5 protein-coding genes are annotated in these 13,501 nt (G+C 40.4%); all 5 read left to right on the top strand.

Annotation, left to right across the window (positions count from 1 at the left end):
* Positions 1–14 precede the first annotated feature (14 nt).
* The 5 genes from BN2628_RS15240 to BN2628_RS15215 all read left to right on the top strand — a co-directional run bounded on the left by BN2628_RS15240 (position 15) and on the right by BN2628_RS15215 (position 13,497).
* Positions 15–3,866, top strand: a complete 3,852-nt coding sequence (locus BN2628_RS15240) for an endo-beta-N-acetylglucosaminidase (RefSeq protein WP_055099188.1) — start codon at positions 15–17, stop codon at positions 3,864–3,866.
* A 154-nt stretch (positions 3,867–4,020) separates the two neighbouring features.
* Entirely contained in the window at positions 4,021–5,034 is a 1,014-nt protein-coding gene (locus tag BN2628_RS15235; RefSeq protein WP_021930103.1) for a hypothetical protein, read from the top strand.
* A gap of 205 nt (positions 5,035–5,239) precedes the next feature.
* The gene (locus BN2628_RS15230) at positions 5,240–7,549 is read left to right on the top strand and encodes a LamG-like jellyroll fold domain-containing protein (RefSeq protein ID WP_257606512.1); all 2,310 of its coding nucleotides are present in this window, start codon (positions 5,240–5,242) and stop codon (positions 7,547–7,549) included.
* A gap of 272 nt (positions 7,550–7,821) precedes the next feature.
* A complete protein-coding gene (locus BN2628_RS15220; RefSeq protein ID WP_055099079.1) occupies positions 7,822–11,172 on the top strand; it encodes a glycoside hydrolase family 84 protein in 3,351 nt (1,116 codons plus the stop codon).
* A gap of 54 nt (positions 11,173–11,226) precedes the next feature.
* Positions 11,227–13,497, top strand: coding sequence for a GH92 family glycosyl hydrolase (locus BN2628_RS15215; protein WP_021930107.1), 2,271 nt, complete (start codon positions 11,227–11,229; stop codon positions 13,495–13,497).
* The last annotated feature ends 4 nt before the right edge of the window (positions 13,498–13,501 follow it).

Below are 13,501 nucleotides of genomic sequence, written 5' to 3'. Positions count from 1 at the left end.
AATAGAAATGCTTTATGAGAATTAAAAACCTATTTTTAGCAACCGGACTTTTAGTCTCGGCAGGTGCTTTGGCACAAAGTGTTCCGACTCACCCGAATTACATTAATTACGGGACGGACAATAACCAGCGTTTTACTACCGAATTTGTAAAAATGCTGGAAACATGGGAACCGGGAAAACCTTATCTGTCTCCTGATGACCCTGAGTATTCGAACTATACGGATGACAATTTTTTCATTTCGCGTGTACGGGTAAAAGATCGTATTACCAATACAGCTACTCAAGCCAACCCCAATCTTGTTCCGGGTGAAGAAGCTGTAAATGAAAAAAAACTTTGCTGGTTCTCCCCTATCGGTGAGATGACCAAACAATGGGGTGCCATGAGCCGCTATACCTTTGATGCCGATAATTTCAGCATGTGGCAATATCTTGATGTACATTCCAATGTATCATCACAACTGTTCCGTTCTCCGGGTGTATTCAATGATGTAGCTCACAAAAACGGAGTTATTACGGGAGCTTATTACTTTATCGATTGGGCAAGTACTGTATCTCCGACCAGTCCTGCAGGAGAGCCCCTTTACGAACTAAGTAAAAAAGAAAACGGGAAATTCAAATATGCCAAGAAACTGATACAGTTGATGAAATATTACGGTATCGACGGTATGGCATTTAACCCAGAAGGATATTTTAGCAGCGATTTGAATACCCAATTCCAAGAATTCCTTGCAGAATGCCACCGCATTGCTAAAGAAGAGGAAGACTGGCATTTCCATGTTGACTGGTACGGATATGTGACCAACAGTGGAGGCTTAAATGACGGTGGTAGTACACTAACTGCCAATCACAGCAATTGGTTTCATAACGATGCGTTAAACTATCCTGTAACTGATGTTTATTTCCTGAATTACAACTGGAGCGAAGGTTCTTTACAGACCTCTGTCAATGTTGCCAAATCAAAAAAGCGTTCCCCATTTGATGTATATGCTGGATTCGACCAACAAGGTAGAGGCTATGGCGGATGGGGAAATGGCGGATGGGGTGTTCTTTCTAAATATCCAGTGTCAATTGTCGTATGGGGAGCTCATGACCGCAGCCAAATATATACCGGGTCAAATGAATTCGGTACATCGGAATTGACCATCCAAAATACTTACCAAGATAAACTCGAAATGCTTTTTACCGGTGGTACACAAAATGTATTAAGTGCACAAAAAATACCACTCAACGAAAGCAATGAAAAAGTAACCACCTCTCACAATGACTTGAAAAAATGGCACGGATATTCCCGTTTTATTAACGCCAAAAGTACTCTTCAAGAACTGCCATTCATCACCCGCTTCAATTTAGGAAACGGTATGTCTTTCAAAAAAGAAGGAAAAGTGACATTCAATCAGAAATGGTACAATATCAGTATGCAGGACTATTTGCCGACATGGCGTTGGTGGGTAGACGCAGGTAATAGAGAAGTCCCGGCAGATGCCATCAATTGTGATTTCGATTTCAATGAAGCATGGTATGGCGGTTCAAGCCTCAAATTCCACGGAGCTACTCAAAAGTCCGAAGTAAACCTGTATAAAACCAAATTTACGGTAGAAAGCGAAAACGATAAATTCGGACTCACCTTCATGTTGAAAAACGGAACAGACCCCAAACTCAAATTCAAAGTAAGTCTTGTCGGCTCGGAAAACACATACAAATATTACACTATTCCTGCTGAAAGCGTCAAAGCCGGCGAATGGAATACAATTTCATTTACTGCTGCAGACCTTGGTTTGAAAGCCAACGATGTAATTGCTACTATGGGACTTGCTTTTGAAAACACTGATGCCAACTATCAGATTAATATTGGCGAACTATCGTTGATTCCGGCTTCTTATAACAAAACTCCACGTGCTCCGCGTATTGTAAGCGTTACACCTTGTAAACGCACATATAAAGCCGTAGATTTCAAAATGACTTGGAGCATGCTTGATGAAGGTAAGGAAGATATCTCTCCAAACTATCCGGGATGTCCTACTTATAATGAAGATGTAGATACTTGGTACTATGAAGTATATATCAAAACGGAAGATTCCGAACCTACCTTACTTACAGCAACGACTTCTTGGGCTTCGTACGTAATCGATGCACCGCTACCGGTAGAAAATACAGAAAAATATATGGTCGGTGTACGTGCTATCGGACTCAATGGAAGTGCTTCCGAAATTACCTGGAGTGATAAACAAACCTCTGAAATAGAGATTATCAATACTATTTCTATCAATAAACCGATTATAAAACCGAATGAAGAATTCACTATCGGTTTTGACGACCCGAACCACGCACCTTCTACCATTATTATCACCGATGCTATTACCGGAGATGAAGTTGCCAAGGCTACAGAAGTTCGTACCCTTACTACAAAGCTTTCTGAGTTGGGAACTTACGATGTAGAAGTAATTACCGGAGAAGAAAGCACAATGACTAGAGGTTGCCTATTAATATCTCCCGAAGAAACAGGCCGTATGCCCGAAATAGAGGGATATACCGCCAATCCTGCTGAGCCAAAAACAAATGAAGAAATAACTTTGACTCCGGCATTCAACGACGGAACCACTTATCAGGACAGCCCAGCTACGGTTTCCCAAGGAGCATATATCTTGAATCCAAGTATGTTCTACGTTGATAAACAGATATTAGACAATCATACAAACAACACATTCTGTTTCTGGTTCAAATCAGACAAATTCGAACATGGAGCTAAAGGTACACTTCTTACTCAAAAAGTAAACAAGAACTACTCTGGTACTTGGACAGAAAAAGTATGGGGAGAAATGTGGTGTGTCATCAGACCTGCTGACTTTAAAAACGGAAATCTCGAAAACGAAATCTCTATTTCATTCGATGCTCCTCCTGCAGGTACAGCTAATTATGAACATAATAACGATGTAGACGGTATCAGCCAAAATTATCCGTTGTCATCCGGTGTATGGAATCATATTGCAATCGTAAAAGAAAACAAAAATATAAGACTCTATATCAACGGACACGAAGTTATCAGTACCACATCAAAAGGTTCCGGTCCTAAAGAATGGAATGCTAACTTTTACATTGGAGGTGCTCTCGACAACACATCAGGATTTAACGGTTACATCGACGAAGTTCAACTCTGGAACAAGTCTCTTACCGCAGAAGAGGTAAAAGAGGCAATGAGTGGATACTTCTTGGCACCTGAAGGCTTACAGGGTTATTTCAAATTCGAAGATATGGAAGATGACGGAAAAGGCAATCAGGCATTCAGGAACGAAGGTCAAAACAGTACACTTGTACCTTACGGATACATAGGCCAATTTACTACCGAAAACGAGAGAAGTGTAGAAAAACCGGAAACACCGACCGTTGGGTTAGGGGTACCTTTCATTACCGGAGTCTCAAATATCCGTCTCGAATCGGTAGAATGGATTCTTGAAGGAGCCACCCATACTACAGATGACGAAAATGTCGCCACTGCAACCTATGCAACACAAGGGAAATATCCTGTAACATTAAAGGTTACCAACTCATGGGGAACTACAACCAAAACTTTTGACGATTACCTTGAAATAAAAGCTGAAGAAACAGGTGTAGAAAAAGAAATCGTTGAAAACATGTATGTATATCCTAATCCTTTTGTGAAAGATGTAAATCTTCGTTTTGCTGCGGATGGAAACTACGACATCAAAGTATATGACGCTCAAGGTCGTTTGGTAACCGGACAACTTTACAAAGCAGACAAAGGCGAAATATGTACACTTTCTATCGATAATGGCTCCGGAATGTACTACGTGGTAGTATCACAAAACGGTAAATGCCTGAAATCGTTCAAAGTGGTTTCTCAAAAATAAATAAATCGGATACAGAAGAGTTTGTATCAGATTGATAATTAAAACAAATAACACACCCTGAAGTTCCCTCTTCGAGGGGAAATAAATTAAAAACAGAGGGGACAAGGGTGTGTTATAAAAACTGAGCAAAACATCTTCCTTTAAACACAGTAATATGAAAAGTAAATTTCTGTATATATCCATTCTTGCTCTTGCTTCGAGTTTTGTTGCCTGTGAAGAGGAATATAAAGTAGATGTACCGAATTATACTTTTGTCGATAATTTGGTAACCTATGACCCGGCAACGGCTAATATAGGAGGAGAATTTACCGTCGTATCTATGGCAAATTTTAAATACGGAATCAAAGGTATGCAAGACCTCGACGAAGTAAAACTCCGTTATACGGAAACAGGAGAACTGATGAGCTGGCAATGGGGATACAAATACACCGGAATTGTAGATGACGTACGGACTTATGACAAAGACACCATCGTCATGGGATATAACTCCACCGACCAATGGAAGCAGGGCAAATGGGAATTGCTTGTATGCCGGGATGAGCAGGCTCAGGTAATAGGGACATTTGATTGCAAAATATTGAAACTACGTCAAGAAGATGCAGTTGTCACCAGCAGGGTAAATAGCGGGGTAATACAAGTATACGCAGATGGATGGTTGGGGCAAAACGTCGACTCTCTCAGAATTCTCGACGCTGCTACCCGGGAACAAAAAATATCTATAGTCTCTCCCGCGGACGAAAACAACAGCTCTTCATCAGCCGTGAATGTCGGATTTACTTCCAATCTACTGAAAAGTGGAAAATACATCCTTCAGATAACTCGCTGGAATTACGGTATGGCACAAGACCTTGCTGAGTTTGACTTCTTCTCATTCGTTTATTCCGATAAACCTTTCTCCAAAGATGAAAGCGGTAATTACTACATCAATATCACATTTGACGAAGTGGTAACAGGAGATAAATACGCCGTTGCATACCGGAATAACACCAAAGGATGGAATGCAAATTTCGTAACGACAAACTTTGATGCCGATACGCAAACTTACCGTATTCCCATACCGTCGTCACATCTGAAAGATGGAGAAAACTATACCGTACAAATCATAAAAAAAGCGGGGTATAATGTAAATTTAGGGACAGTCACTCTTAACTTCGATGATGTGCAATAAATAAATATAATCCCTAAAATATTTGTAAGAGTAAAATAATTATAACACACTCCTACCCTCCGTTTTTAATGAACGATATATAAATCTTCATATCTAATTATTCATCAAAATGGTTGCGGTATATCTCCTCTTTGTATGAGGAGAAAGGGAGATGTGTTATTTTTTTATACATATATACAAAACATCAAATTTAAAATTTCCTATTATGAAAAAATTTTATTTACTTCTTCTTCCCCTTTTTATATGGGGTATGACAGCAAAAGCTGCTCCTTTAGAAGGATATGAAGCACCTACACTTCCCAAAGAAGGAAATGTAGGAAACATCGTATCGTTCACTACCTCTGGAGCATTGGAAGATTTGCAGAACATCAACATTCCTAAAACTCCCACAGGAAAGATGGCTCAGGAACTTATTGTTTCTCCCGGAACTAAAATAGATTTTTCTATAAAAATAAACACTTTCTGGGGCCGATTCGCTGTGTTCTCCGATGCGAATGAAAATAAAGACATGTCTCGACTCATTCTTTGTGGGAATCCTGGACAAACGACTTATGAGGATGCTACAAACGGCATACTCGTATATACAGAAGATACAGAAACTAAAGTCGAAGACGGGACACTCCCAAGCATTACCATTCCCCAAACAGCCGAAGAAGGTACAACTTATTTACTAAGAATGATGTTTTTCGGTACAGTAAATGGTACAACAGAAGCTGATTGGACCTATAACGGTTCTTATACAGAAGGAACATATTATGACCTCAAAATCACAGTAAAACAAGAAATCAAAAAATATGCAATCAACTTCTCCGCTACCAACGGACAATTGAGCATCAAAAACGGAAATACCGTTATTACAAACGGAGAAGAAGTATCAGAAGGAACACTTCTCAGTATTACAGCTACTCCTAATACCGGCTATGAATTAGTATCGATAACAAATAATGATAATATATATGCCAGCGAAACTTTTACAGTAAATAGTACGGCAAATTTTGTTGCAACATTCAAAGAACTGGCCAGCGACGGAGACGGATTGTTGATGTCTGCACCCGGTTATGGTGATGAAGAATGCCAGCTGCGTTTCAGTGACACTGTCTTAGGAGAACACAACAGTACCAGTGACCAAGTAGCAAGCGACCAACGCTCTCGTAACTACACATTTTCTGCCTGGATTTCACCCATGGGTTACAACGGAACCTTTATGGGACATGTTCAAAACAGTATCACATGGGCTGTAGAAGGTTCTTATGGAATCGGTGTGAAAGAAGGCAAAATTACAGTATGGTACCGCAAATGGGATGGAAGCTCAACAGCATGCCCAGGTGTCAATGAAGCCGCCATATCAGAAGCAACACTTTATCCGGGGGAATTCGCATTCATATCTTTGGCAACCAGTAATGACGGTAAAAACTTCAAAGTTTACAAAAATGGCGAAGAAGTCCTTTCTCAAAATGTAGAAGATGGAGGTCTGGCTCTCCTTTATGATGAATGCGACTTTGCAATCGGAGACTCAAAATACAACAAAATGCCCTCAAAAGTTGAAGAGGTACAAGTCTGGAACAAGACCCTATCCGCTGAAGAAATCAAAGCCTCTATGTATGGCTACACCGAGATTCCTGAAGGCCTGGTCGCTTACTATTTGCCGGAAGCTGCCGAAACGACAACAATCGAAAATTTAGCCGGAGACCAAGATGCATACTACCGCAAGAACGGGACTCTAAGCAATAACAATTTCCCTATTGCCGACGCTATTGCCAAGACCAATGGCCGTACCACAGTAGATGTATCTTATAATACTCCAGAAGACGGGGCCACTTACGAAATACACCGATTCGGCAAAATAATCGGCAACTCCCCTGCTCCGGTAAAAACATACAGTAACCTCAAAGTTCTGAATACAAACGAAGACGCTTATCTGATAAGTGGCATAACCGTTAACGACCGACCGATAGAAGGGAATACGTTCAAAGTAGATAACTCCCCCATCGACCTGATGGTCACATTTGAGAAACAAACCGTTTACACTATCAATTATTCTATTAGCGGAAAAGGGACAATCCAAGCTTACAAAGACGACGATGTAACCATAACATCCGGTGAAACCGTAGCTGAAAATACTCCTATAGTTATTGCCGTTACACCCGAAGAAAACTACGAACTTTCTTCTGTAACAATCAACAATAATCCTATAGACATGGAAGATACAGATTTGGTAACTAATGTAGACGGTATCTACAAAATAAAAACTACCGTCACTGAAGACATGGATATCATCGTCACTCTTACCCTCCATACCGATATCAACAATATACGGACCGAAAGCTCATACTTCAGCAACAACATTCTTCATATTACCAATGGTGCAACAGCCATTATATATAATATGTTAGGGACTGAAGTCGGTCGTACAAGCGAAACTGTTACTGACCTGAATAGCTTACCTACCGGTATATATGTTGCTAAAATAACCTTGGACGGAAATCAATCAATCATCCGTTTCAAGAAATTATAAACCACTATAAACACCCCTTCTATTTCTTTCAAAAGAAAAATTAATAAAAAGTATTGACCAAAAAAACAATATTTTTTTGTTAAGCAATAAAAAAAAATTAATTTTGCTAACTCATTCTGAGAATAAAAAAATAATATATAAGATTACAATATTAAAAATATTAAATAATAAAAAGAAAGATAATAATCTTTTTCTTTTGAAAGAAGTAGGAGGGGAATATCCAATTATCATATTCCAAACACTGAAAAATAAAAATACTTATTTCAATTACGATGAGAAACACTTCTAAAATATTGGTCTTTTTATTTATCTTGTCCTCCTCGATATATGCACAATCATATACCATATATCCGACACCTCAAAGAGTAACGGAAACCCCAAATTCAATAACATTGACCGATGAAATCAATGTTATTTGTGAAAACGGGATTACATCCGTCATTATAAATCGAATGAAAGAAGTCCTAAAAAATGCCGGATATTCCATTTCACTTTCATCAGAACCTTCCTCATCAAAATCAAATCTTTTTTTAGGTATCAAAGGGGCAAACAATACCATAGACGAATACATTGGTACCCACAACTTACCGGTTTCCGTTTTTGAGCAAGGAGAAAACAAGTTCGACCCATATCTTCTGCAAATAAATGACATACACCCTCACGGAGACATTGTCATTGTTGGAAATGACGAAGGTTCAGCATATTATGCTTTTGCAACCCTCGAACAAATGTTCGAACAATCCGGGAATAAGACCCTTCGCCAAATTACATTTGAAGACTATTCGCACACACAATATAGAGGCATCGTAGAAGGATTCTACGGCCATCCTTACTCAGTTGATAACCGCATTAGCCTTTTCGAGTTTTGCAAACGATTCAAAATGAACGTTTTCATATATGGACCGAAATCGGACCCCTACCATCTCGGAAACTGGCGGGACAACTATCCGACTTCTCTTACCGAACAGCAAAAATTTTTCGGACTGATTACCCAGGATGATTTACGCAGAATGGTTGAAGCTGCCAAAAACTGTAACGTCAACTTCATTTGGGCTGCCCACCCCGGACTTCAACAAGGTATCAGTTTCTCTAATACAACAGAAATGAATAAGGGCATAGACGCTTTGATGACAAAATTCGAACACCTCCACACTCTCGGAGTCAGAGGATTCGGTGTTTTCATCGATGATATGTCCTATACTCCATCCGGTAATATGCAGGCCCACCTAGCCAACGAAGTACAAATAAGACTGCGTAATACATACAACAATACTTCTGACACAGAAGAACATGTATCCCCCCTATTCTTCGTCCCTACAGCTTATGCTCTTAATTACGGAGCTTCATCTACACTATATGACTTAAAAAATGTCGACAGTGAAGTTGTCATTGCATTTACCGGTTATGACTGCTTTTCGAACATCCGTCCCTCTTCTATAACAGACATGAGCAATCGGGTAGGACGCAACCCGGTAATGTGGTGGAATAACCCGGTAAACGATGATCACGATGACCGTATCTACATGCGTAAAATGACTACCCACTGGACTATTGAAGACCCGCAAGGGCCGATAAATTCTCTTCATGGGTTAGTTATGAATCCTATGAACCAAGCTCAGGCATCCAAAATCGCCCTATTCGGAGGAGCCGATTACGGATGGAACCCTTCAGCATTCGACGTAGAACAAAATTGGGAAGATGTTTTTGAACGTCTGGCACCCAATGATTCACAAACTGCCACAGCTTTAAAATGCTTTGCCCGTTACTCTAACACTCTGGTCGAAGATGACGACATGATAAAACTCTACGATAACTTCATAGAACATTTCTCCTCCGGACAAATGCCTGTAGAAACGAAGCAACTACAGGCCAAACTTGAAGAACTCAATCAAGCATGTCTTATTATCGAAACCATGAAAAATAGTGAAAAAAGAGATTACCGCCTGATGTATGAGGACATTCGTTGTTGGAACGCCAAACTCAAGACTATAACCTCCATTGCCCTTGATGCATTGGACATGCTGGAGAAAGGAAACGAAATGCAACGCTCCGAAGCATGGGTGAAATATTTACGTCTAAAATCTTTATATGGCGGCTTGAGCACAGACTCAGCATATTTAGTCAGCGCTTTAGAAGGATACGGCACCTCTACCAGCGAAAAGTACTATGAAGTAAAACCTGCTGAAAGCCACTTACGCCCATTCGTAGACTTTCTCGTTGAGAAACTCGGCAACAGTGTACCCGGATTATGGCCATCAAAAGATGAAATACAAATAATCTCATGCTTGAACGACCTGCAAGGAGCAGACATAAACGAAGAAACAAATACAATATACCTAAGCGGACTGAAAAACATAAAACTTGAAAAAGACGAGTATATCGGCATCTATTGGGGCAGATTAGAAAATATCAGTATAGACGAACAGCAACTTGCCGAAGGCTTAACGGTAGAATATTCAGAAAACGGGAAACAATGGGCTCAAGCGATACTACCCCTTGCTCAGACAAAAGTCGCTTACGTACGTATAAAAAATACTTCTGAAAAGACCTTGGCTATCGGAACAGAACGATTTACGGTAGACCGCATTATCTCAACTTCTGATGCAAAAGCATCTGTCACTACTAATATGGCCACTTACCAAAACTATAACATCAATAACGTTACGGACGGAAATGACGAAAGTTTCTTCTGGAAAAATGGAGCTCAGGCCATCGGAGATTATATTCTGCTTACTTACCCTACTGCTCTTCCTCAATATGAAATAAGCATAACTTTCTGTGAAGGAGACCAGCCGACAGGTACAGCAGCCATCGAAGTATCGGCAGATAACCAATCGTGGCATGAAGTAGCCACATTCACTGCCGGAAATATAGACTATAACCGTACATTTACCTGCAATGCAAACGGATACAATGCCCGCTATGTACGCTTTTCCATTAAAAGCATTGCAGGACAAAACTGGCTGCAAGTAGCAGAATTCAAATCCGAAACTTCCGAACAACTGACTCAAACATCCGATAATAACGGTTTGCAGATTGCAGCTCTGGCAGATAAAGACCTTTCGACTTGCTATCAAGCGGTAGATGCAGGTTATCTGGAACACCGTTTCATTGAAAACATTTCAATAAACAGCATAGAAATTTACCAAGATACGGAATTTGACACAGCTTACGACCTGCCAGAAATATCCGTATATGATGGTAATGAGTGGATAAAAAAAGGAAATATAAACTCTTTCTGTACTATCATCGACACTCAGGACCTGAAAAACATTATAGCCATAAAAATTAAATGGAATAGGGAAAATATCCCGAATCTGTACGAAATATTACCATTCGGGGAACCTTATATAGAACTGCCTGAAACTCCGGTATCCACTACAAAGGCAAACATAAATGATATGGTAATATACCACATGGACGGTTATCTGCATTTTTCTTCAGATAAAGTCATAAAAGATATCGTACTATATAATATGGATGGGAAAATCCTCGGACAACACCGGGCAAACAGTTGCTATTTCGACATCCCATTCAGGAACAATGCCTCTTTCCCTATGACGATACAAATAAAACTATCTGATGGTAAAATGATTACCCGGAAAATCATGATTACCCGATAAGGGATAAACATTATATACAAAGAAAATGATATAACTGATTTAGAATTGTGCAATATGAAACGAACGAAACTACTGACAGGCTTAGCCTTACTGATTCTTGCAGGGTGTACTCATTCGGCCAGAGAGAACGCTTTCTATACCGATTATGTAAACCCGTTTATCGGGACAGGAGGCCACGGACACACATTTCCCGGTCCGGTATTACCACACGGCATGATACAACCAAGCCCTGACACCCGTATATACCAATGGGACGCCTGCTCCGGTTACCACTACTCAGATAATTCAATCAACGGATTTTCCCACACTCATTTAAGCGGGACAGGAGTCGGTGACTATGGCGACATATTGCTCATGCCGACTACCGGAAAACAAGAATATCAATATTTGGGATATGACAGCCAAAAAACAGCTTATGCCTCGGATTTTTCCCACGAAGAAGAAGAAGCTCGTCCGGGATATTATTCAGTACATTTGAAGCGATATAATGTAAAAGCCGAATTGACGGCTACCAAACGGGCTGCCCTGCACAGATATCGTTTTCCCGAAAATAAAGAATCCGGCTTCATCGTAGACTTGGATTACAGTCTGCAACGACAGGAAAATGCAAACATGGAACTCGAACAAATTAGCGATACTGAAATCGTCGGATGGAAACAGACCAAAGGCTGGGCAGAAAAACAAGACATCGGATTCTATATGAAGTTCTCAAAACCGTTTACCTGCAAAATTATCGACACTCCGATAAATACAGAACGTGAAGGGAAACCTTTTGTCATGAACCGTTCCAAAGCCCTACTGCAATTTGCAACAGAAAATGATGAAGAAGTACTCGTCAAAGTAGGAATCTCCGCAGTAGATATAAATGGAGCTCGTCAAAATGTTGAAAAAGAAATCCCATCTTGGAACTTCGACAGTATAGCTACCGCAGCCCAAAATGAATGGAATAACTATCTGAAAACTATTGAGATCGAGAGCAACGACGAAACATCTAAAAAAATTTTCTATACAGCCCTGTATCACACGGCTATACACCCAAGCCTATTTACCGACATAGACGGCCGCTATCGGGGAATAGATGGCTTGATTCACCGTGCAGAAACGGATGAAAGCATATACACTGTCTATTCATTATGGGACACATTCCGAGCATTACACCCTCTATTCACTATCATCGACTCGGAACTGAATGACAAACTGGTAATGTCCCTGATGCAAAAATATCAAGAAGGAGGCATTCTCCCCATGTGGGAGCTGGCCGGTAACTATACGGCAACAATGATTGGATATCATGCTGTCCCCGTTATTGTAGATGCTTATATGAAAGGATTCGATAAAATAGATGGGCAAGAACTACTAAAAGCGTGCCTCCGCAGCGCAGAATATGATACAACAGGTATCATTGCTTCGAAACGGATGATTGGAGGACTGATGCCTATATCAAAATACTACAAGAACAAAATCGGTTACATCCCCTACGATAAGGAAAACGAATCCGTAGCCAAAGGATTGGAATATGCCTACAACGACTGGTGTATCGCAACTCTGGCACAAGCTATCGGAGATACTGCAACATATGAGCGATATAAAACTCTGGCAAACGGATATAAACATTATTATGATACATCTACGGGATTTATGCGAGGCAAAGATATAAACGGAAAATGGCATACGCCATTCAATCCTCGTTACTCTGACCATCGCAACGACGACTATTGTGAAGGGACAGCATGGCAATGGACTTGGTTTGCTCCTCATGATATAGAAGGTCTCATAGAACTGATAGGCGGACAGGAAAAATTTACCGAACGGCTCGACTCTCTTTTCACTGCCGACTCCACTATCGATGGACCTTTGGTTTCGGCCGATATATCGGGAATGATAGGGCAATATGCTCACGGTAATGAGCCCAGCCACCATATAGTGCACTTATACAATTATATAGGCCAGCCCTGGAAAACACAACAGCTCGTAGACACGATTTTATATACTCAATATTTTGATAATCCCAACGGTCTATCCGGAAATGAGGATTGCGGACAAATGTCTGCATGGTATGTACTCAATGCAATGGGATTCTATCAAGTATGCCCAGGTGCTCCGATTTACTCTATCGGACGCCCCATCTTCGACCGAGTCACCATAAATCTGCCGGATAAAAAGAAATTTACAATCATTGCCCATAACAATTCTCGAACGAACAAATATGTACAAAATATCCGCCTCGACGGTGTCTTGCTCGAATCCCCCTTCTTTATGCACAGTGATATTATGAAGGGCGGACAACTCGAAATAGAAATGGGCAATACTCCACCCAAACAATAAATAT

The organism is Gabonia massiliensis (assembly GCF_001403595.1).
In the GTDB taxonomy this organism is placed as follows: Bacteria; Bacteroidota; Bacteroidia; order Bacteroidales; family Coprobacteraceae; genus Coprobacter; species Coprobacter secundus.
The sequence above is the reverse complement of the archived record's forward strand: the minus strand, read 5'-3'. Positions and strand labels throughout refer to the sequence as shown.

What these genes read in the sequence shown, in the direction of transcription:
- BN2628_RS15235 (WP_021930103.1), top strand. Translation starts at nt 4,021, where the DNA reads ATGAAAAGTAAATTTCTGTATATATCCATTCTTGCTCTTGCTTCGAGT.
- BN2628_RS15215 (WP_021930107.1), top strand. Translation starts at nt 11,227, where the DNA reads ATGAAACGAACGAAACTACTGACAGGCTTAGCCTTACTGATTCTTGCA.
- BN2628_RS15240 (WP_055099188.1), top strand. Translation starts at nt 15, where the DNA reads ATGAGAATTAAAAACCTATTTTTAGCAACCGGACTTTTAGTCTCGGCA.
- BN2628_RS15230 (WP_257606512.1), top strand. Translation starts at nt 5,240, where the DNA reads ATGAAAAAATTTTATTTACTTCTTCTTCCCCTTTTTATATGGGGTATG.
- BN2628_RS15220 (WP_055099079.1), top strand. Translation starts at nt 7,822, where the DNA reads ATGAGAAACACTTCTAAAATATTGGTCTTTTTATTTATCTTGTCCTCC.